Source organism: Flagellimonas oceani (assembly GCF_011068285.1).
In the GTDB taxonomy this organism is placed as follows: Bacteria; Bacteroidota; Bacteroidia; order Flavobacteriales; family Flavobacteriaceae; genus Flagellimonas; species Flagellimonas oceani.
On record NZ_CP049616.1, the window covers coordinates 3843363 to 3863281 of the forward strand.

21 protein-coding genes are annotated in these 19919 nt (G+C 43.2%); 13 read left to right on the top strand and 8 right to left on the bottom strand.

From position 1 onward, the window contains the following. Positions 1 to 2 precede the first annotated feature (2 nt). The 4 genes from mnmG to GVT53_RS17335 all read left to right on the top strand — a co-directional run bounded on the left by mnmG (position 3) and on the right by GVT53_RS17335 (position 4071). Positions 3 to 1871 carry a tRNA uridine-5-carboxymethylaminomethyl(34) synthesis enzyme MnmG gene (gene mnmG, locus GVT53_RS17320; protein WP_166249741.1) on the top strand — a complete coding sequence of 623 codons (1869 nt, stop codon included), beginning with the start codon at positions 3 to 5 and terminating at the stop codon, positions 1869 to 1871. 98 nt (positions 1872 to 1969) lie between these two features. Further along, positions 1970 to 2515 carry a hypothetical protein gene (locus GVT53_RS17325; protein WP_166249742.1) on the top strand — a complete coding sequence of 182 codons (546 nt, stop codon included), beginning with the start codon at positions 1970 to 1972 and terminating at the stop codon, positions 2513 to 2515. Continuing rightward, a complete protein-coding gene (locus GVT53_RS17330; protein WP_166249743.1) occupies positions 2493 to 3323 on the top strand; it encodes a class I SAM-dependent methyltransferase in 831 nt (276 codons plus the stop codon). The genes GVT53_RS17325 and GVT53_RS17330 overlap by 23 nt, the downstream gene beginning before the upstream one ends. Before the next feature lie 241 nt (positions 3324 to 3564). Beyond that, positions 3565 to 4071 (top strand): OmpH/Skp family outer membrane protein, encoded by a 507-nt coding sequence (locus GVT53_RS17335; RefSeq protein WP_166249744.1) that lies wholly within the window; start codon positions 3565 to 3567, stop codon positions 4069 to 4071. A gap of 58 nt (positions 4072 to 4129) precedes the next feature. On the opposite strand, the gene GVT53_RS17340 is transcribed toward GVT53_RS17335, so the two are convergent. Genes GVT53_RS17340 through GVT53_RS17360 form a run of 5 tightly spaced genes read right to left on the bottom strand, consistent with a single transcriptional unit; the run spans position 4130 to position 6910 of the window. Further along, on the bottom strand, positions 4130 to 4702 hold the full coding sequence (locus GVT53_RS17340; RefSeq protein WP_166249745.1) for a DUF7010 family protein: 573 nt from the start codon (positions 4700 to 4702) through the stop codon (positions 4130 to 4132). Further along, positions 4699 to 4881: a hypothetical protein gene (locus GVT53_RS17345; RefSeq protein WP_166249746.1), complete on the bottom strand. Its 183-nt coding sequence runs from the start codon at positions 4879 to 4881 to the stop codon at positions 4699 to 4701. The genes GVT53_RS17340 and GVT53_RS17345 overlap by 4 nt, the downstream gene beginning before the upstream one ends. A gap of 2 nt (positions 4882 to 4883) precedes the next feature. After that, the gene (locus tag GVT53_RS17350) at positions 4884 to 5339 is read right to left on the bottom strand and encodes a DUF2207 domain-containing protein (protein ID WP_166249747.1); all 456 of its coding nucleotides are present in this window, start codon (positions 5337 to 5339) and stop codon (positions 4884 to 4886) included. 12 nt (positions 5340 to 5351) lie between these two features. Further along, the gene (locus tag GVT53_RS17355; RefSeq protein WP_166249748.1) at positions 5352 to 5747 is read right to left on the bottom strand and encodes a DoxX family protein; all 396 of its coding nucleotides are present in this window, start codon (positions 5745 to 5747) and stop codon (positions 5352 to 5354) included. Between the two features lie 11 nt (positions 5748 to 5758). Next, positions 5759 to 6910, bottom strand: coding sequence for a DNA polymerase III subunit (locus GVT53_RS17360; RefSeq protein WP_166249749.1), 1152 nt, complete (start codon positions 6908 to 6910; stop codon positions 5759 to 5761). Positions 6911 to 7092: 182 nt separating this feature from the next. Here GVT53_RS17360 and GVT53_RS17365 point away from each other — a divergent pair, with 182 nt between their 5' ends. From GVT53_RS17365 to GVT53_RS17375, 3 genes are all read left to right on the top strand, one after another. After that, positions 7093 to 8283, top strand: a complete 1191-nt coding sequence (locus GVT53_RS17365) for a phosphoglycerate kinase (RefSeq protein ID WP_166249750.1) — start codon at positions 7093 to 7095, stop codon at positions 8281 to 8283. Positions 8284 to 8400: 117 nt separating this feature from the next. After that, positions 8401 to 10002: a lytic transglycosylase domain-containing protein gene (locus GVT53_RS17370; protein WP_166249751.1), complete on the top strand. Its 1602-nt coding sequence runs from the start codon at positions 8401 to 8403 to the stop codon at positions 10000 to 10002. Positions 10003 to 10014: 12 nt separating this feature from the next. Beyond that, the gene (locus GVT53_RS17375; protein ID WP_166249752.1) at positions 10015 to 11019 is read left to right on the top strand and encodes a DUF4837 family protein; all 1005 of its coding nucleotides are present in this window, start codon (positions 10015 to 10017) and stop codon (positions 11017 to 11019) included. 76 nt (positions 11020 to 11095) lie between these two features. Here the strand turns inward: GVT53_RS17375 and GVT53_RS17380 are convergent, their stop codons facing one another. Next, on the bottom strand, positions 11096 to 11266 hold the full coding sequence (locus GVT53_RS17380) for a DUF6747 family protein (protein WP_166249753.1): 171 nt from the start codon (positions 11264 to 11266) through the stop codon (positions 11096 to 11098). Positions 11267 to 11309: 43 nt separating this feature from the next. Here GVT53_RS17380 and GVT53_RS17385 point away from each other — a divergent pair, with 43 nt between their 5' ends. Next, positions 11310 to 11456: a hypothetical protein gene (locus GVT53_RS17385; RefSeq protein WP_166249754.1), complete on the top strand. Its 147-nt coding sequence runs from the start codon at positions 11310 to 11312 to the stop codon at positions 11454 to 11456. Positions 11457 to 11506: 50 nt separating this feature from the next. Here GVT53_RS17385 and GVT53_RS17390 read toward each other — a convergent pair whose 3' ends face one another. Both GVT53_RS17390 and tatA read right to left on the bottom strand, forming a co-directional pair. Beyond that, on the bottom strand, positions 11507 to 13330 hold the full coding sequence (locus tag GVT53_RS17390; RefSeq protein ID WP_166249755.1) for an OmpA family protein: 1824 nt from the start codon (positions 13328 to 13330) through the stop codon (positions 11507 to 11509). 222 nt (positions 13331 to 13552) lie between these two features. Next, positions 13553 to 13750 carry a twin-arginine translocase TatA/TatE family subunit gene (tatA, locus tag GVT53_RS17395; protein ID WP_166249756.1) on the bottom strand — a complete coding sequence of 66 codons (198 nt, stop codon included), beginning with the start codon at positions 13748 to 13750 and terminating at the stop codon, positions 13553 to 13555. Positions 13751 to 13916: 166 nt separating this feature from the next. Here tatA and GVT53_RS17400 point away from each other — a divergent pair, with 166 nt between their 5' ends. Genes GVT53_RS17400 through rfbD form a run of 5 tightly spaced genes read left to right on the top strand, consistent with a single transcriptional unit; the run spans position 13917 to position 19889 of the window. After that, the gene (locus GVT53_RS17400) at positions 13917 to 14786 is read left to right on the top strand and encodes a M23 family metallopeptidase (protein ID WP_166249757.1); all 870 of its coding nucleotides are present in this window, start codon (positions 13917 to 13919) and stop codon (positions 14784 to 14786) included. Further along, positions 14787 to 16286 carry a GH3 auxin-responsive promoter family protein gene (locus GVT53_RS17405; RefSeq protein WP_166249758.1) on the top strand — a complete coding sequence of 500 codons (1500 nt, stop codon included), beginning with the start codon at positions 14787 to 14789 and terminating at the stop codon, positions 16284 to 16286. It begins immediately after the preceding gene. Positions 16287 to 16336: 50 nt separating this feature from the next. Further along, positions 16337 to 18025 (top strand): DUF6909 family protein, encoded by a 1689-nt coding sequence (locus tag GVT53_RS17410; protein WP_166249759.1) that lies wholly within the window; start codon positions 16337 to 16339, stop codon positions 18023 to 18025. A gap of 2 nt (positions 18026 to 18027) precedes the next feature. Then, positions 18028 to 19077, top strand: a complete 1050-nt coding sequence (locus tag GVT53_RS17415; RefSeq protein ID WP_166249760.1) for a hypothetical protein — start codon at positions 18028 to 18030, stop codon at positions 19075 to 19077. Between the two features lie 35 nt (positions 19078 to 19112). After that, entirely contained in the window at positions 19113 to 19889 is a 777-nt protein-coding gene (gene rfbD, locus GVT53_RS17420) for a dTDP-4-dehydrorhamnose reductase (protein WP_166249761.1), read from the top strand. Positions 19890 to 19919 lie beyond the last annotated feature (30 nt).

Sequence of the window (19919 nt, forward strand, 5' to 3'; positions counted from 1 at the left end):
GTATGTTTGAAAAGGAATATGATGTAATTGTTGTTGGGGGAGGCCACGCAGGGGCAGAGGCTACAGCGGCCGCTGCCAATATGGGCTCCAGCACTTTGTTGGTGACGATGAACCTTCAAACCATTGGACAGATGTCCTGTAATCCCGCGATGGGCGGGATAGCCAAGGGGCAAATAGTTCGTGAAATTGACGCCCTTGGAGGCTACAGCGGGATAGTTACGGACAAGTCTGCCATACAGTTCAAAATGTTGAACAAATCCAAAGGTCCGGCCATGTGGAGTCCACGTGCCCAGAACGACCGAATGCGTTTTGCGGAAGAATGGCGAATGGCTTTGGAAAACACCCCAAATGCGGATTTCTATCAGGAGATGGTCAATGGTTTGTTGATTGAAGGGGATAAAGTTGTCGGCGTACGAACGAGCCTTGGCCTGGAGATTCGTGCCAAAGCGGTAGTGCTCACCAATGGGACCTTTTTAAATGGATTGATCCATATCGGGGAGAAGCAGTTAGGGGGAGGTAGAGCAGGAGAAAAAGCAGCAACGGGGATAACCGAGCAATTGGTGGAACTTGGTTTTGATAGCGGTAGAATGAAAACCGGAACCCCTCCACGGGTTGATGGAAGGTCTTTGGATTATTCCAAAATGATACCACAGCCTGGTGATGAACAACCGGAAAAGTTCTCCTACTTGAACACATCAATTCTTCAAACTCAACGTGATTGCCACATGACCCACACCAGTAAACTGGTCCACGATTTGCTTAGAGAGGGGTTTGATCGTTCGCCGATGTTCAATGGAAGAATCCAAAGCTTGGGGCCTCGATATTGTCCATCAATTGAAGATAAAATAAATCGTTTTGCCGATAAGGATGCCCATCAAATTTTTGTGGAGCCAGAAGGTTGGAACACCGTTGAGGTTTATGTAAATGGCTTCTCGACTTCCTTGCCCGAGGACGTGCAATACAAAGCGCTAAAATCTGTAGTAGGATTTGAGAACGTAAAGTTTTTTAGGCCCGGTTATGCCATCGAATATGATTATTTTCCGCCGACACAATTAAAGCATACGCTCGAAACTAAATTGGTCCAAAACCTGTATTTTGCTGGACAGATTAATGGAACAACGGGCTACGAAGAGGCAGCTTCGCAAGGTTTGATGGCAGGGATAAATGCCCACCTAAAAATCAACGAAAAAGAGCCATTTATCTTAAAAAGGGACGAGGCTTATATAGGTGTCCTGGTCGATGATTTGATAACAAAAGGAACTGAAGAGCCTTATCGAATGTTTACTTCGCGCGCTGAGTATCGCACCCTGTTGAGGCAAGACAATGCGGATTTGCGACTGACCCCAAAGGGATACGAAATAGGTTTAGCCAAAGAAGAGCGCCTAAAACGGATGGAGGAGAAGATGAGCAAGTCGGATAATTTTGTGGATTTTTTTAAGAAAACAAGTTTTACTACGGACGAAATCAATCCTATTTTGGAGTCGTTGGATTCATCTTTGGTAAAGCAATCGGACAAATTGTTCAAGGTGTTTTCAAGGCCAAAAGTTACCATGGACCACATGCTCCAATTGGAATCCGTATCCGAGTTTGTAAAGAACAATGATTTGGACACGGAGGTATTGGAACAGGCCGAAATACAGGTAAAATATTCCGGTTATATAGAAAAGGAAAAGACCAATGCGGATAAACTACAGCGGTTGGAAAATGTCCGTATCCCGGATAATTTTGATTATTCAAAACTTAAATCCCTGTCTTACGAAGCCAGGGAAAAGTTAGCGTCGATACAGCCCGTTACAATATCACAGGCGTCTCGAATCAGTGGGGTTTCTCCTGCTGACATCAGCGTTCTTTTGGTGTATTTGGGGAGATAAATGATTGTTATGTTCCACGTGGAACACAGGTTTTTGTTCCCTGTTTATATCTAAATGGCTCAGTTTTTGATTTGGTATTCGGTATAACACTATGCCAGATGAAACAAACCTTACTAGCCATTTTTGTTTTGATCTTCTTGAGTTCTTGTATCCCAATTCGGATTGCACCGAACATTAAAGATTATAAATTGACGAGAGGAAAGCGATTCAAAAAAGGTCTTCCGAAGAAAACGATCTTTGTATTCGAGGATCCAAAGAATGCAAATGAATTTTACGAATACATCAACACAAAATTTCAGCTAAACGATTATTATGTGGATGTCCAAGTTCCATTTTTAGTAGACGGACAAACTTTCTATTTTTCGTTTTATGAAGTTGAAATCCCAACCAAAACAATCAATTTGATTCCGTTGGCCTTGGATGTCGCGTTGAACCGAGCAGCGGATACAGAACCTATTTTTGAAGACGCTCATACCTCTCGTATTGGAAATTGGTATATCGCCGCTGAAGTTTTTAGCGATTCGGAAAAGGATTGTTTATTGGAAGGTTCCGTTTCAAGGGAAATAGTTTTACCCTATCTTCGAGAATTGAAAACCGAATATTTGGCAACCGATAACTATAATGAAGTTGTTTTTAAAAACTAAGGATCACGCTGTTTCCGGAGAACCGTTCGAATTGTATTTAGATGAACAATTGGATATGCTGGTGACCAAACCGCAACCCCATAATTTAGCTCCGTACTATGAAAGTGAAGACTATATTTCCCACACAGATTCAAAATCATCGTTTACGGACCGTTTATACCATAGGGTTAAGGGTATAAATCTTAAAAATAAGGTTCAAATCATTGAAAATCAAAAGAATAACACCAAAAACCTTTTGGATTTGGGTGCGGGAACGGGAGATTTTTTGATTGCGGCCCAGAATTCAGGTTTTCAAGTAAGCGGGGTGGAGCCAAGTTCTAAAGCAAGAAAACTTGCCGAGCAGAAAGGTATCCAACTATCATCAAGTTTAGAAGATGTGTCCGGGCAAAAATTTCAGGCAATCACACTTTGGCATGTTTTGGAACACCTCCCCAATCTGGATGACCAAATAAAAACCTTGGTCAATCTTTTGGAAGAGAATGGTATTTTGGTGATTGCTGTGCCCAACTTTAAATCCTACGATGCCAAACACTACAAAACCCATTGGGCAGCTTATGATGTTCCCCGGCACCTTTGGCATTTTTCAAAAAAATCCATTTCCAAACTTTTTGAACCACATCAAATGGAGGTGGTTAAAATCAGACCGATGTGGTTCGATGCTTTTTATGTATCCATGCTCTCAGAAAAATATCGAGGTAACAAACTGTATCTCATCAGCGCATTTTTGGTAGGGTTGTGGTCCAACTTCAAAGCCATCTTTACAAAAGAGCACTCTTCATTGATTTACATTCTTGAAAAGAAGAAATAAGCCGTTTTAGGCCCATTTGCCGCATTTAATAGGATGGTGGCGCATCATCACATCAAACAAAAAAGATCTACCTAAAGACACGCGTTTATGAAGGCCATTAAAATAAATATTTCCAATGCATCAGATGTGCTGCTATAAAGAATTCTTATCGGGCAATGGGATTGATTTTTTATATCACAAAAACTTAATGACCACCTTTCCAAAAGCTTTTCTATTTTTGCGCATCTATAAAAAGTAAAAGATGAAAAAATTAGTAGTGCTTGCCATTGCCATTGCCGCAATGTCGTGTCAGCAAAACAAAATTGCATTTGTGGATAGTGTAAAGATCATGGACGAATATCAAGAGAAGATGGATGTTGAGGCCAAGTTCCAAAAAAAGGCCGAATCCATGTCCAGAAAACGTGACAGTATCTCACAAGCGTTCCAAATGGAATTGCAACAATTCCAGGGCAAGGCTCAAAGCCTGTCACAGCAAAACGCCCAAGAGCAATATTCCGAACTGCAACAACGCGGTCAGCGTATTGGCCAACAACTGCAGCAAGAAGAGCAGCAATTGCAACAGACCAGCCAAGAACAAATGGACTCTTTGGTAAAAAAGGTGAAAAAGGAAATCAGGGCCTACGGAAAAGAGAACGGCTACACCTACATTTTAGGTGGCGGTGAAGGAGGTTCCGTAATCTATGGAGACGACACAAAAGATGTTACCGATGCCATCCTTAAAATATTGAACGATAAGTACGAGAAGTAAGCTCGATACATTCAATTACGCAAGGCCCATTCGAAAGATTGGGCCTTTTTGTTTTGCGTTATTTGGTTTTCCTGTAAGATAGAAATAGATAGATACCAAAACCAATTTCTATAATTGAGCCTGATAGGGCAGAAATGGCAGGGGAAGCCTTCAAAACAAACAACATAAATGAAGCTGCACCCAACAGACCGCCCAAGATCCAATACGTTTTGATGCCATAAAGCGTAGTGAACGTTAAATACCTTCCACCAATGATCAACAACATGCCCTGAAAAAACCAAGCGTGGTTCTGTAACGATAGGAGCAATGCCAAGGGAATGCACATCAACATAAAAATTGTTCCCTCCAAAGCTAGTTTGCCCAAGGTATTTTTTGGGGAATGACTTGCAGGAACACCAATCAGCTTGGCCAGCAACAACCCTAAAGGATGAATGAGCATACCGCCGAAAAACAAGGTCCAAACAGCGATTTGAGATGTAACGGACAAGGCCACCAGAGCGGCCGTCATCCAAACCGTTCCGGAAACCAAAACTCCCAAAGAGCCATCTGCATAGCCTTTGCGCAGATCGGCCTGTGCAGCCGAAATGGAATCAACCGAAGTTCCCTCTGTATTTTGTTCTTGTTCGTTCATTTTTTGGACTTTTTCTTATTACCGGTGATTACCAAAGCCATGGCGATAATTAGCAAAATATTGGAAACCATGCCCCAAATCCCACCATTTCCGTTTTTTAATTCTATCAGATTGATAACAAAAAGGACTAGACTAATCACCATGACCACTAAAGGAGCAATCGCTTTTTTCCCGAACATGATCACATCTTAAGTTCAATATCCAGTTGCCTGCCCTCTTCTTTTGCCTTGTTGTCCATTCGGGCGCCCATTGCCAGCCCCATCGACATGCCTATGGGCAGTCCAATGCCCAAAAACGCCATATTTCCCAAACTAAGCCCCAAGGCAGCTCCAATGGGCAAACCAAAAACTGTCATGCCCAGAACAAACCAGTTTTTTCTAAAATAATTTATGGGTACGATTTTGAGTTTCTGAGCCAACAATCCTACAATTTTAGATTGCTCTTTTCGGATTTCGTTTCGTAATGTTTTACCGGTATCGGGAACCGAATTGAGTTGTGTAATGTGCTTATTGATGACCAGCTCCATTTCCTCGGGCAGTTTCTTTTTTTTGATTTCAATGATCAATCGTTTGAATTGCTCGTAGGCACTTTTGGTCTTGTCGGCGAGTTCAGGACGTTGTTTGGGTTCTAGAATCATAAATGATTGGGATTACTGCATCAAATACACCAAAAAAATAGTTGGAATCAAATACACCACAATGGTTTGAGCGCCTGCGTAATCCTTGGCCACACGTTGGCCCAACAATAGCATCAACAAAGTCACCGCAGAAAGAAGGGCCCCATAAAAACCATAATTGCTCTCGCCATCAACAGCTATTTGAAAAATACCGACTCCGCAGAGTATGCCGGACAACATTTCCAGTATCAAAACAATACCTAAAAGCAAAGGAACCGAGCCCTTGAAAATAGACTTGGAAAAATGCCCGGTAAGCCAACCTAGATTGCCTTTCCAATCCATAAGCTTATCGATTCCGCTCTGTAAAAAAGTAATCGTCAAAAATGCCAACAATAGAATTTCTGCGGCATTGGAAAATAAATGGTTCATGGTAAGTTTATTTATGCGGCCTTGGCGTGCAAGAGCCGTGTAAGTTTTATGGACAAATCGGTGAAAATCAATTTGGAGTTTCCATTGCGTTCCACGTGAAAAATTGCCTGCTCCAACTCCTTTACAATATCCAAAATATTGTTTTCATGCACAAAGGGCGCAAACTTTTTTAGATCAAAACCTTCCATGTGAACTTTGGCATGCACAAGTTCGTTGGCCTTATAGTTGAGCAAAAGGGCCTGCCGCATCATGGTAAGGCAATAGTTCAGGAACTTTTTTTGGACCTCACGTCCGGTTTTGGACACTTCGTCGCTCCACAGAATCAACTCCTGAATGGCGCCCTTGTTGCCTTTTGCCTTAAAAGCGCTACGGACCCATTGTACGAACCAACGTTCAAACACGAGATCCTCCGAATCCTTGTTCAGCAGGTCAAGAGCCTTATTAAAATTGCCATTGGCCTCCAACGCAATTGTCAAAGCTTCGGTCTGGGCGACCCCCTTCACCAAAAGCGCATCGGTAATCACCTGTTCCGCAAGCGGCGGGAAGTTAAGGATTTGACAGCGGGATCGTATGGTGTTGATGATCTGTTCCTCCTCTTCCGCCAAGAGCAATAAAATGGTCTTGTTCGGCGGTTCCTCGATCAATTTTAAAAGTTTGTTGGCTGCCGAAGTGTTCATTTTTTCCGCCATCCAAACAATCAAGATTTTATAACCCCCTTCGTAGGATTTGAGGGAGAGCTTTTTTACCATGTCCTGGGCTTCGTCCACCCCGATCTGTCCCTGCTTTTTTTCGATGCCGATATGCCGGTACCAATCGAACAAGTTGCCATAGGGCTGTTCTTTTACGAATTGGCGCCACTCTTCCAGATAATGATCGCTCACCGCATGCGATTTTACCTTATCCGAATTGGAAACCGGAAAAGCAAAATGTAGGTCAGGGTGTGTCAACGAATTACACTTGGTATTGCAAACCGTGTTCTCCCCATCATTTTCACCACCCGTATTGCCGCACAGCAAATATTGTGCATAAGCCAGCGCCATGGGAAGCACCCCGGAGCCTTCGGGACCCACGAACAATTGCGCATGGGCCACCCGACCGGTTTCCGCAGTGGTCACCAAATGGTTTTTGATGTGTTCCAGCCCTAAAACATTTTTAAAAAGCATGACCCAAAGATACATTTTTAAGTCTTGAAGTTTTGCAGGACAGGTTAGACAGGTTCATTGCGGGTTTAACATATCAAACCGAAAAGGTTAAAAAGAGATAAACTTTGAAATAAAAGGCCCGTCAAACCGATGAAAATGCAGGAAATCTTTACATTTGAAACTCTCAAAAAAGAACACATTACATGAAGACGATAGACGATTTCAATTTCGAAGGAAAAAAAGCATTGATCAGAGTGGATTTCAACGTACCATTGGACGGTGATTTCAAGGTAACCGATACCAGTCGTATCGATGCCGCAAAACCTACCATTCTAAAAGTTTTGGAAGATGGCGGTTCTGCAATTCTGATGAGCCACTTAGGAAGACCAAAAGGAAAGGCCAATCCAGATATGTCACTTTCCCACATTGTAGAAAAGGTATCCGACATTATCGGCGTACAAGTAAAATTTGCAGCCGATTGTGTGGGAGCAAAAGCGGATGAAGCTGTTGCGGGACTTAAAAGTGGAGAGGTGCTTTTGTTGGAAAACCTTCGTTTTCATGCCGAGGAGGAAGCAGGTGATGAGTCCTTTGCAGAGGCCTTGTCCAAGCACGGTGATATTTACGTGAACGATGCATTCGGTACCGCGCACCGGGCACACGCCTCCACTACGATCGTGGCCAAGTTCTTCCCGGAAAATAAATGCTTCGGGTACTTGTTGGCCAAAGAAATCAAAGCCATTGACAAGGTGATGGAAACAGGAGAGAAACCAGTGACCGCTATTTTGGGCGGAGCGAAAGTGTCTTCCAAGATCACCATTATTGAAAACATACTTGATAAGGTTGACAACCTCATCATTGGTGGCGGCATGACCTATACCTTTGTAAAGGCCAAAGGCGGTAAAGTAGGGGATTCCATCTGCGAGGACGACAAAATGGAACTGGCTTTGGATATTCTTAAAAAGGCCGAGGCCAAAAACGTAAAGGTGTACTTGCCCGTAGATGTTTTGGCCGCCGATGATTTTAGCAACGACGCCAACACCCAATTTGTGAACGTAAACGAAATTCCCGATGGATGGCAAGGATTGGATGCCGGTCCAAAAACCTTGGAAATCTTCAAACAAGTAATCTTGGCATCCAAGACCATTTTGTGGAACGGTCCGGTAGGTGTTTTTGAAATGGAAAACTTTGCCAAAGGAACCATTGCCGTTGGTAATTATATTGATGAGGCCACCCAAAGCGGAGCCTTCTCCCTAGTAGGTGGAGGGGATTCCGTTGCCGCGGTCAAGCAATTCGGGTTCGAAGAGAAGGTAAGTTACGTATCCACGGGAGGAGGAGCCATGTTGGAAAGCCTGGAAGGGAAAACATTACCGGGCATTGCTGCAATATTGGGCTAAGTCTCACGTTGTGAGATATCGGGGCAAACGTTAAAAGTTGGAGAATTTTGTCTCAGGGCTTTATTCTTTCAGAAAAAAAAGCCATTTTCGTTCGCCCCGAAATCAAATCTTGTCCAAATGAATCATAATTTAAGAATAGCTGTTTTTGCGGTTCTGATTTCCGCAGCTCCATTTGTACGAGCACAACAGGCAGGCGTATCATCCAAAAATGAGCAGGATTCTACCTCGCTGCAACAAGATGAAAGGCCGGCCATTGCTGTTTCCAACATCAAAATAGACGGCCAGCTTATGGCCTTGGAAACGCACGAAGACGGAAAGTTTAAATTGCGCGATCTTGAAGAAGCGTGGAGATATGACAGCCTTTGGCTGAAGGAACTCCATAGCAATGCCGATTTGTTCAGTGATATGGTTTTGGAGATTCAAAATAATCCGGACCTGGAGGAAGCCTTCGAGGTGGATTTGCCGACGGACACGCTTAAGGCAAGATTGGCCCGAATGAACGAGAAGACCCCGTTCAACATCACTTACAATTCTTCTTTGGAAAGTGTTATCAAATCCTTTTTGACAAGGAGAAGGGACCTGATGCAGCGCATGATCACGGCAAGCCAGTTTTACTTCCCATTGTTCGAACAGGAGTTGGACAACCAAAATATTCCTTTGGAAATAAAATACTTGGCCATTGTGGAATCCGCTCTCAACCCGAAGGCAATGTCCAGAGTGGGAGCTAAGGGACTTTGGCAGTTTATGTACAGCACGGGCAAAATGTACGGACTGGATGTAAGCAGTTATGTGGACGAGAGGCACGATCCCATCATGGCGACCAAGGCCGCAAGTAAATACCTTGCAAGGCTATACGGCATCTTTGGGGACTGGGACTTGGCTTTGGCGGCGTACAACTCTGGCCCAGGAAACGTAAACAAAGCGATACGACGCTCTGGAGGATATGAGAACTATTGGAACATAAGGCCGTTCCTTCCACGTGAAACTGCAGGATACCTTCCGGCATTCTTGGCTACCATGTACATTTTTGAATATGCGGAAGAGCATGGCCTACAATACAAAAAAGCGGACCGCGCCTATTTTGAAACGGATACAATTCATGTAAAAAACATGATCACTTTCGACCAGATTTCAAAATTGGTGGATATAGGGACCGAAGAGCTGGAAATGCTCAACCCTGCCTATAAGCTCAATATTATCCCTAAAGTCGAGGGGAAAAATTACGCGCTGCGCCTGCCCATATCCAAAATAGGAAAGTTTGTTTCCAACGAAGAGCAGATTTATGCCTACGCAAAGAAGGAGCTCGATTCTTTGGAAAAACCATTGCCCAACATGGTAACTGCGGATGACCAAATACGATATCGTGTAAAAAGCGGAGATTATTTGGGCAAGATCGCGGAACAATACGGCGTAGGTGTAAGCCAGATAAAAAGATGGAACGGACTTCGCAGCAACAATCTGCGCGTTGGACAACGCTTAACGATATACCCCAGAAAGCCCTACATTGCCAAGAGTACATCCAAGCCCAGCAGTTCCAACTCAGGAACCACGGTTGCAGGCGGCTCCAAGATCCATACGGTACAGTCGGGCGATTCACTTTGGACCATCTCCAAAAAGTACCCCGGGGTTTCCATAGAAAATTTACGAGAATGGAACGGTATTAGCGGTAATAATCTAAAACCGGGCACAAAACTTAAATTGTGTGATTGTTCTTCGTAAATTTAACACAAGATGAAAAGATTAGGAACGCTATTTTTTGCCACAGTTATGTTGGCAATGGGATCCTGTAAGGAATCAGGATCAAAAGAAAAGTTTTTGCCACCTTCAACAGGGGGTATAAATACCTTAATGGTGGTAATGGACACCGACCTCTGGAGAGGGCCTGTAGGTGAAAAAATAAGGGACAAGTTTGCCGCCCAGATCGTTGGGCTCCCGCAAATAGAACCCAAGTTCACCATAACACAAGTGCCTCCAAAGGTTTTTAAGGGCACAACCACGCATTCCAGGTCATTGTTGTATGTTGAGCAAGATTCCACATCATTGGCGCATATTAAGGACGATGCCTACGCCAAACCACAAAAAGTAGCTGTGATCACCGGGCCAACAGAGGAGGTTATGATCAAGAATCTGGATTCTTTGGCTGACAGGGCCATCAAGGAATTCAAGGCCAATGAAATTGCCGAGGCACAACGAAGGTTTGAACGCTCCCTGAGCAAGGACAAAGCCTTGGAAGAGGAATTTGGGATTCATATGGATGTACCATCGCTTTATAAGGTCGGCAGGCGTGAGGACAACTTTGTTTGGATGGACATACAGATTCCGAAGGGAACCATGAACATCATTGCGTACGAAATGCCTTGGGACTATTTCAGCAACGATTCCACCTTTGTGGAAGATATTGTACGAATGCGGGACTCGATCGGACAAAAGTTTATCCCCGGCGAATATGAAGGGACCTATATGATTACTGAAAAAGCGTTTGCCCCCTATGTGTTTCCCGCGGAAATAGGAGGAAAAAAGGCAGCTGAGGTCAAAGGGGTTTGGGAAATGCACGGATACCCGATGGCGGGCCCTTTTTTAACGTATATCATAAACGATAAAGAGAACAACAGAAAAATGGTCATTGAAGGGTTCACTTTCGCTCCATCCGAAGAGAAAAGGGACTATATGTTCGAGCTGGAAGCCATTTTAAAGACGGTGGACTTTCAGCCGGAGACCACTGCTCCAAAGAATTAGAAAAAGGGATTCCCCATAAAAAGCAAAAGGCCCGAACCAATTGGTTCGGGCCTTTTTTTATTTAAACGTGATGAGTTTAGTCAAAAGCAAAACCTGTGGCCATCCTGTATACAAATGCATAAAGAACTATAAAGAACATTACAAAGCTGAACCATGCGAAAAACTTAAAATACTTTTCGACTATAATGTGGCCTAAATTGCGGAAGCCTTCTATGTAGATTTCTTTAACGAGTAGTAATTTTTTCATATGTCTGATTTAAGGATTAAATACAGGCCAAAGATTTGACTTTGTGGATCAAGAAGTAAAACTAAAGGACAAAATGCCGCAAAAACAAGGTGAACTCAACCAAGAAGAACTTGTAATCCACGAGAATATACCTTTGATCGATAAAGTGCAGGTGAATCAAAAACCATTGGTCGGGCAAAGGCATCGATAAAGTGTAATGTGCTTGGGAAATTGAGCGTTTAACCCTTCGCTAAGCTGGATTTATTGGGCAACCAGTATAAATTCGGACCTTCTGTTCAGGCGGTGCTGATCGGGCGTACATGGGGACCCATTGGCGCAATCGTTCAACAAACGTTCCTCACCATACCCAATGGCACTCACAATCCTGGATGCATCGATCCCCTGGGAAATAAGATATGCCTTTGTGGACTTGGCTCTTTTGTCCGATAAATATTTGTTGTAGGCCTTTGGGCCTATGGCATCCGTATGGGATTCAATTTTTAACGATAGGGTTTGGTTCTCTTTCAGTACGGTGATCAACTTGTCCAGTTCTTGTGCATATTTGGCCGTTACTGTATAACTGTCAAACCCAAAATAGACATTGCTTGGTTCAAAAATCTCCGTGATCGGCTTTTCTTCCATCAGCATTTTTAAGGAATGGCTTACCGATATGTTTTCGTTCTCCTTGGTCTGTACCGATAGACTGTCGTTAACAAAACCGGTATTGGAGGCGACAACAGTGTACTGTGTGTCGGGATCAAGGTCTTTGAAGAGATAAGAACCCACGGAGTCCGAGGTGGTCTCGTAAAGAAGCTTTCCATTTTCATCGAGCAAGGACACGTTTGTTCCTGGCAGAACGTCACCCGTTGATGCATTTTCAATGGAGCCTACAATCGCATTCAGGTTCAATGTTTGGTTAAAGGAATAAATGTCATCATCCCCTTTGCCCCCTGTACGGTCGGAAGCAAAGTAGCCATGCTGGCCGGAAGGGTCAATAATATAGGAGAAATCGTCCTTAGTGCTGTTGATGGGCTCGCCTAGGTTGACGCCTACGCTGAACGTACCGTTTGTCCCATTAGATCGGTACACATCCAAACCGCCAAGCCCCATAGCTCTATCAGAAGAAAAATAAAGTGCATTTTCGGCGATGTAAGGAAACATTTCCTTTGCAGGTGTGTTGATGGTCTCCCCAAGGTTTTTTGGCTCCGAGAAGCCGCCGTTCTTATCAATATCGACCATATAGACATCGGTTTCCCCGAAACCGCCGGGCCTATCGGAAACAAAGTACATTTTTGTTCCATCCAAACTTACCGTGGGATGGCCGGTGGAATAATCTTCGCTGTTGAACGGAAGCTCTTCGGCCTTGGTCCATTCGCCGTCCACAAAATAGGATCGATATATCTTTAGGTGATTGATGCCGTTTTTTCCCCGCTTGAGTCGCTTTTTGTAATTGTTTCTGGTAAAATAAATGGTATTATGATCCGGGGAGAAGGCCATTGAGGCTTCGTGATACTTGGTGTTGAGTTTTTTTGAAAATTTTTGTGGGGACGAAAGGTCGCCTTGCTTGTTCTTGGCCTTGGCCACATACAGATCCAGAAAGGGCTGATTTGTGCGGCGGTACCTTCGGGTGGTCAAAAACAGGGTGTCCTTTGCCGAAGCATATACAATACCGGAATCTTTATGGAACATCGGGGAAAAATCGGAATAGGGAGAGTTGATTTCCAGATTTTTGATTTTTACGTTGTATGCGCCCAAGTTGTTGAGCTCTTTGAGGGGCTCATCCCTTTTCTGACGTAGCATCTTGGTAATTGCTACTGCCCGTTGATATTTTCCGGCACTTTTTGAGGCTTGGGTGTTTCTTATAAAAGTATCCTCTTGCATTTCATGCTGATACTCCCGGTAAAGTTCGTTGTACCATTTATATGCTTTTTCTTCTACATCTGTTACAAATACCGAAGCAACCTTATCCGTAGAAGTTGATTCATCGGAAGGTGAGGACATTCCGTCAAATTCGGATAGGGAGCGCTCTTGGGAAAATATCCCAAAGGAGCACAAGAAGAAAATAAGCAAGATCAGTCTTTTCATTACCACTCCATCTGCACAAACGAACTTAAAAGGTCCATTTGGAGGTTAAGCATAGGGGGCCTAACGGTTTAGTTACGACCGCTAAAATAGGATAAGGTAATTGGGGTGATAATTTTTTGTTGTGAAAGGGCCTATTTTTGGCGTTGAACGTTAAAAAAGTGTTGTTGTCGCCGAAAATGATTTGGCAACACAACACGTTTTACACCATAAAAAGTGTCAAATTTAGGATTTTGACTCCTTTGTTTCCCCTTCCAGTTTGTCGTCTTCTTTGGTGGCGTCCTTAAATTCTTTAATACCGCTACCAAGGCCCTTCATTAGTTCTGGGATTTTTCTACCTCCAAACAGCAAAACAACCACGGCAACAATCAACACAATCTGCCAAGGACCTAGCATTCCAAGAAATATAGTTTGAGCAATCATATTATCAAAACCTTTAATTAGAATAGTAAAAGTACTAAAAAGAAGTGGAAGAGCGTGTTCGATTAACGAAAATTAGCATTTGGGAACGATTTTTCAGAACTTAAGCCCATAAGCTTTTTAAAAAGCTTAACATGCATATTAAAATCTAAGCCTATCTTTGTTCATCATGGCAAAGGACAAAAAGAAAAGAAAGGAGATAAAGCGTAAGCTGCTGCACAAGTATCGCTTGGTCATTCTCAATGAAAGCACTTTTGAGGAAAAGATATCCTTTAAGCTTAACAGATTGAATGTTTTTGTTACGGGAACCATGTTCATGATTCTACTTATTGGCGTCACTACCCTGATCATTGCCTTTACTCCCCTACGCGAATATATTCCTGGGTACTCGTCCACCAAATTGAAACGCCAGGCCACCGACCTTACCTATAAAACGGATTCATTGGTCACTGTGCTCAACTACACCAACCGATATTTGGACAACGTGAGAAAGGTGTTGCGAGGCGATATCGAAAACAACCAAATGAATCGGGATTCCCTGTTTGAGCAGTATAAGCTGGACCCGGCCTCCGTGGACCTTACCCCAATTCGACAAGATCTGTTGTTGAGGGAAGAGGTGGAGCTCGAGGACAAGTACAATCTTTTTGAAAGGGACATCGAGAATTTGGGAACATTGTTCTTTTCGCCTGTTAGCGGGACCATATCCCAAGGGTTCGACCAAAAAACAAAACACTACGCCGTGGATTTGGTGGCACCAAGGGACACTCCCGTAAAAGCCATTGCCGATGGCACCGTGCTTTTTGCAGAGTGGACCACCGAAACCGGATATGTGATCATTGTAGAACACCAAGAAGGAATCACCTCGGTGTACAAGCACAATGGCTCTTTGAGCAAGGGACAAGGAGATTTGGTAAAGGCAGGAGAAGTAATCGCATCTATTGGAAACACGGGAGAACTTACCACAGGGCCTCACCTCCATTTTGAACTTTGGAGAAAGGGCAAACCGGTAGACCCACAGAACTATATTGATTTCAACTAAATGTCCTTAAAAGCATTTGCTGCAAAAATATTTGCGAACCGAATCGCCAAAAAAACCAAAAAATGGGTAGACCAACCCGTGAAAACCCAACAAAAGGTTTTCAACCACTTGGTAGCGCAGGGCAAGGGCACCGTTTTTGGCAAAGACCATCAGTTTGAAAACATAAGGTCCCACCAAGATTTTGTAGCGCGTGTTCCCATACGCGATTACGAGGAGCTAAAGGGATACGTGCAACAAATCATTGATGGTAAACAAGATGTACTGTGGCCAGGAAAGCCCATCTATTTTGCAAAGACCTCGGGAACTACTTCTGGGGCCAAATACATTCCCATTACCAAACCATCCATTAAAAATCAGGTGGAAGCCTCAAGGAACGCCATTCTCAATTACATACACGAAACCGGGAACGCCGACTTTGTAGATGGCCGGATGATTTTTTTACAAGGTAGCCCGGAGCTAGAGGAAAAGAATGGCATCAAACTGGGCCGTCTTTCGGGGATTTCTGCCCATTATGTGCCGAATTACCTTCAAAAAAACCGATTGCCGAGCTGGGAAACCAATTGTATTGAGGATTGGGAGACCAAGGTGGACAAAATTGTTGAGGAGACCGAGAAAGAGAATATGTCGGTCATAGCGGGAATACCATCTTGGGTGCAGATGTACTTTGAAAAACTTAACGCCAAGACAGGGAAAAAGGTCGGTGAACTTTTCAAAGAGTTTCAGTTGTTCATTTATGGAGGGGTGAATTACGAACCTTACCGTGCTAAATTTGAAAATCTTATCGGAAGAAAGGTGGACAGTATTGAGCTTTTTCCTGCCAGTGAAGGATTTTTTGCCTATCAAAATTCCCAAAAGGAAAAGGGAATGTTGTTGCTATTGGACGCAGGCATTTTTTATGAGTTTGTAAAGGCCGATGAATTTTTTGATGAAAACCCCAAACGATTGACCATTGCAGATGTGGAACTGGGCGTTGATTATGCGATGGTAATTTCCACAGATGCCGGGCTTTGGGGCTATAATCTTGGCGATACCGTTCGGTTTGTTTCCAAAAACCCATACAAAATAGTGGTTTCGGGCCGCATTAAACATTTTATTTCCGCTTTTGGGGAACATGTGATTGCCAAGGAGGTTGAAGAAGCATTACGACTTGCGGTTGAACAGACCGACGCTCTGGTAAACGAATTTACCGTAGCCCCGCAGACCAATCCAGCGGAGGGAGAACTGCCCTATCATGAATGGTTCATCGAATTTGAAAGGGAGCCAACGGACATGAAAAAGTTCCAGGGCATCATGGAGGAAAGCATGAAACAGCAGAACAGTTACTATTTTGACCTTATTGATGGAAATATTCTTCAAACATTGAAAATAAGCAGCATCAAACCAAATGGTTTTCAGGATTATATGAAATCCATCGGTAAACTGGGAGGTCAGAACAAGGTCCAACGCCTTGCCAACGACCGAAAAGTGGCCGACGGACTCCAACCATTTAAAATTAGTTGACTTAGAAGGGCTTAACTTTCATAGGAATTCACTTATTTTTGCCAGAAGATATGATGGCAACAGAAGTAAAACAGACTACTAGGGCGCAAGAGTCCACCAATGCGATCGAACGCTTGTACATCACCATGCGCCATTTGCTAAATAGGGGATTCTATAAGCCCTCCGGCGTTTCCGGCAATGCACTCAGAACAGCACTTTTATTGCTCCGCCCCGAAATTTATGGGACCATTGCAGAAGAAAAGGCCGAACTTAACGGATTGATCTATGTGTTGGAGCGACTGCCCGAAGGGATAGAAGAGTGCCGTTTTATCAACCTAACATCCGATGAGGGTTTTGCAAAATCACATTTAAGGCCCATTGTACCCCCAAAGCGAAGAAGAAACTGCTACCGCATTGACGACGAGCAGATGAACATCGAAATTACAAGGGGCAGAAGTGATATTTACGACATTTTGACCCACCTTACCTTTTTGTTCGTTGAGTCCGGTAAAATCTCGAAAAGGGTTTTGGTAGATGACGGAACGTCTACCATAAGGGACTGGGACAAGTTGAGCGAGTTTGTTCTTTTGGAGGAAAAGGACAATGAGCAAAGGGAAGTTGCTTTGATTCATTGTGCCAATATTTTGGGGAGGACTTTTGATGAGGTAGTAAACATTCAAAACAAACTGAAGACCCCCGAAGACCCAGACCGCTTTTTGAACGTAATTTACTGGCTCGGCAAATTGGCCATTGAGGAGGAGACCACCGGCAATAAGAGAACCATTACCTTCAGTCCGTTGCTAAGGGAACGATTGGGACATCATATCCATGGAGAAAAGTGGGCCGATAAAATCAAGGCTACTCTTAAGGAGCACAACCTGATGTCCAGGCCGCTTCATATCATAAGCGCCAATATGCACAGTGTAATGAACTCGCTCTTTGCCAAAAAAGCATTGGCCGAGGAGTTTCCGGACAATGAATCTTTGGATATTTATGAAGCCTTGGGCTCCGATAAGAACAGGTCGCTCAATAAAAAGGTGAAGAATTTGGCCCAAAGCAATGGAATGATCTTTCTGGATGACGAGTCCGGTGCGAACATTGATGTCCAAATTTTTGATACCGCCAAATTTGGAAGCGAAAGCTGTTGTTACCAGCTCCCGGCAGATGTTCCAGAGGAAGAAAAACCCGTTATATTTGTGATGGACTATGCCTTTGGGGAACAGGCCTACGAGACTATCGATGAGCTTTTGAAACCGATGGAAGATGGTAAGGAAAAGATTTTTCTTAATGTAGATTCGGTATCCATAATGGGAAAAGCTGGAATACTGGAAGGCGGCAAAGGAGACTTGATGATTCCTTCCGCACATATTTTCGAGGGTACGGCGGATAATTATCCCTTCAACAACGAACTCAGTGGTTCCGATTTTGAAGGGCACGGTTTGAAGGTCATGGAAGGGACCATGGTTACCGTATTGGGAACATCGCTTCAAAACAGGGATATTCTACAGTTTTTCAACGAATCCACTTGGAACGTGATCGGATTGGAAATGGAAGGGGTGCACTATCAAAAAGCGATACAATCGGCATCGCAGATACGAAAGAGCATCAAGAAAGATGTGAAGGTAAGATACGCTTACTATGCATCGGACAATCCCTTGGAGACCGGGAGCACTTTAGCTTCGGGCGGACTGGGAACAACAGGGGTAAAACCCACATATTTGATAACGGACAGAATTTTAAAACAAATATTCAATTCATAGGTATGGCAGACCAACCAGTAAATCAGAAAAATTCGGATGAAATCGATTTGGGGCAATTGTTCCAGATGATCGGAAAGGGATTTCAAAAGCTCTTTAACTTCATTGGCAGCATTTTTAAAGGAATATTCCACTTGATCGTGTTGTTTCTTCTTTTTATCCAAAAAAACATAATTTTTATTGGTGCGGCTATTATCATAGGTGGAGTAGCTGGATTTGTTCTGGATAGAACCACTCCTGAGAAATATATTTCCAGAATGGTGGTAGAACCGAACTTTAACAGTGTCCAACAACTATATAATAACATTGCCTTTTATAATGATTTGGCTGATGCACAGGATTCTGTTGCCCTGGCAACTGCGTTGAACATTACGGAACATGAGGCGGCCAGTATCAAAGAGATTTTTACAGATTCTTATTCGGATGAAAACCAGAAGATAAAATTATTCGACGAGTTTATCCGAGAGTTGGATACTACTACCGTTAAGGCCATCGATTACACGAATTATCTCGAAAACTTTAATTCCATGGATGCTAGATTTCATCAAATATCCATGATAAGCACGGACAATAGAGTGGCCAAAAAGGCCCAACCGGCCATAATCAACTCGATTTCTGTAAATGAGTATTTCAAGCTTCAAAAAAGAATCAATGACGAAAACTTAGATCTTCAAGAAGAGATATACAAAAAACAGTTGGTGGAAATAGATTCCCTACAGAGCTTATACCGAACGGTTTTGGTAAAGGAGGCCGATAAACCGATGCAAGGCACCAACATCAATTTAGCAGAAGGAGGCGAATCCAAGGGGAGGGAGTTGGCCCTTGTCCAAGAAAAAGATATTTTAAAAGAAAAACTGGTTGAATTGAACCAAGAACGAGCCAACAAGTCGACCATCATCAACGTAATAAGTGATTTTCCGACAAGAGGAGTAGAGCAAAAAGGGTTATGGAAAAGTTATAAGTTTAAGTTGCCCATTTTGTTGTTGATTGTGGTGTTGGGAGTTCTGGCACTTTTGGAACTTAATAAGTATTTGAAGTCCTATAATCAGAAATAAACCTTATTGTAGGGATACGGGAACAATTGAGTGCTATGGTACGAATCTTGGTGACAGGAGCTGGCGGGCAACTTGGTCAAACCCTGCAAAATAACGCCCAAAAATTTACCGTTTTTAGTTTTGACTTTAAACTATCCAATGAGTTGGATGTTACAGAGCCCGCCCAATTATTTGATGTTTTTAAGCAAGGGCAGTATGATTTCTGCATCAATTGCGCTGCTTATACAAATGTTGAAGAAGCAGAAAAACAGCCCCAAAAAGCCATGAATGTGAATGCCGAGGGAGCAAAACAACTTGCGGAAGTTTGTAAAATGCATGGTACGACTTTGATTCATATTTCCACGGATTATGTTTTCGATGGGAAAAAAAAAGCGGGGTACACCGTGGCAGATAAAACCAATCCAATCAACGTATATGGAAAATCCAAGTTGGCCGGGGAAAAGTTTATTCAACAGATTCAACCCAACCATTATATAATCCGCACATCTTGGTTGTACAGTAAGAAATACGGGCACAATTTTTACAGAGCAATAGTGAGAAAGGCTTTGGCGGGAGAGGACTTGAATATCACGGATGCCCAAAAAGGGTGCCCCACCAACGCAGAGTCATTGGCCAAATTTATTTTGAACGAAATCGTGTTGGGAGAAAAACCTTTTGGTATTTACCATTTTACGGATGGAAAACCGATGACATGGTATGATTTTGCCAAACAAATATTGAATGAGAATGGTCTGACGGATAAGGTCAATCTTGTTTTGGAGCCTAATTATCGTACTTTAGCAAAGAGGCCAAAGAACAGTGTTCTTGAATGAGTGAATAAGGCCTTAAAAGGCTTTTAACAG

Excerpts from the sequence above, each read along its gene's own strand:
- GVT53_RS17380 (WP_166249753.1), bottom strand. The coding sequence starts at position 11,266 with ATGAAAAAATTACTACTCGTTAAAGAAATCTACATAGAAGGCTTCCGC.
- GVT53_RS17335 (WP_166249744.1), top strand. The coding sequence starts at position 3,565 with ATGAAAAAATTAGTAGTGCTTGCCATTGCCATTGCCGCAATGTCGTGT.
- GVT53_RS17355 (WP_166249748.1), bottom strand. The coding sequence starts at position 5,747 with ATGAACCATTTATTTTCCAATGCCGCAGAAATTCTATTGTTGGCATTT.
- GVT53_RS17370 (WP_166249751.1), top strand. The coding sequence starts at position 8,401 with ATGAATCATAATTTAAGAATAGCTGTTTTTGCGGTTCTGATTTCCGCA.
- GVT53_RS17415 (WP_166249760.1), top strand. The coding sequence starts at position 18,028 with ATGGCAGACCAACCAGTAAATCAGAAAAATTCGGATGAAATCGATTTG.
- GVT53_RS17390 (WP_166249755.1), bottom strand. The coding sequence starts at position 13,330 with ATGAAAAGACTGATCTTGCTTATTTTCTTCTTGTGCTCCTTTGGGATA.
- rfbD (WP_166249761.1), top strand. The coding sequence starts at position 19,113 with ATGGTACGAATCTTGGTGACAGGAGCTGGCGGGCAACTTGGTCAAACC.
- GVT53_RS17410 (WP_166249759.1), top strand. The coding sequence starts at position 16,337 with ATGATGGCAACAGAAGTAAAACAGACTACTAGGGCGCAAGAGTCCACC.
- GVT53_RS17340 (WP_166249745.1), bottom strand. The coding sequence starts at position 4,702 with ATGAACGAACAAGAACAAAATACAGAGGGAACTTCGGTTGATTCCATT.
- GVT53_RS17325 (WP_166249742.1), top strand. The coding sequence starts at position 1,970 with ATGAAACAAACCTTACTAGCCATTTTTGTTTTGATCTTCTTGAGTTCT.
- GVT53_RS17405 (WP_166249758.1), top strand. The coding sequence starts at position 14,787 with ATGTCCTTAAAAGCATTTGCTGCAAAAATATTTGCGAACCGAATCGCC.
- GVT53_RS17360 (WP_166249749.1), bottom strand. The coding sequence starts at position 6,910 with ATGCTTTTTAAAAATGTTTTAGGGCTGGAACACATCAAAAACCATTTG.
- GVT53_RS17375 (WP_166249752.1), top strand. The coding sequence starts at position 10,015 with ATGAAAAGATTAGGAACGCTATTTTTTGCCACAGTTATGTTGGCAATG.
- tatA (WP_166249756.1), bottom strand. The coding sequence starts at position 13,750 with ATGATTGCTCAAACTATATTTCTTGGAATGCTAGGTCCTTGGCAGATT.
- GVT53_RS17365 (WP_166249750.1), top strand. The coding sequence starts at position 7,093 with ATGAAGACGATAGACGATTTCAATTTCGAAGGAAAAAAAGCATTGATC.
- GVT53_RS17350 (WP_166249747.1), bottom strand. The coding sequence starts at position 5,339 with ATGATTCTAGAACCCAAACAACGTCCTGAACTCGCCGACAAGACCAAA.
- GVT53_RS17345 (WP_166249746.1), bottom strand. The coding sequence starts at position 4,881 with ATGTTCGGGAAAAAAGCGATTGCTCCTTTAGTGGTCATGGTGATTAGT.
- GVT53_RS17330 (WP_166249743.1), top strand. The coding sequence starts at position 2,493 with ATGAAGTTGTTTTTAAAAACTAAGGATCACGCTGTTTCCGGAGAACCG.
- GVT53_RS17400 (WP_166249757.1), top strand. The coding sequence starts at position 13,917 with ATGGCAAAGGACAAAAAGAAAAGAAAGGAGATAAAGCGTAAGCTGCTG.
- mnmG (WP_166249741.1), top strand. The coding sequence starts at position 3 with ATGTTTGAAAAGGAATATGATGTAATTGTTGTTGGGGGAGGCCACGCA.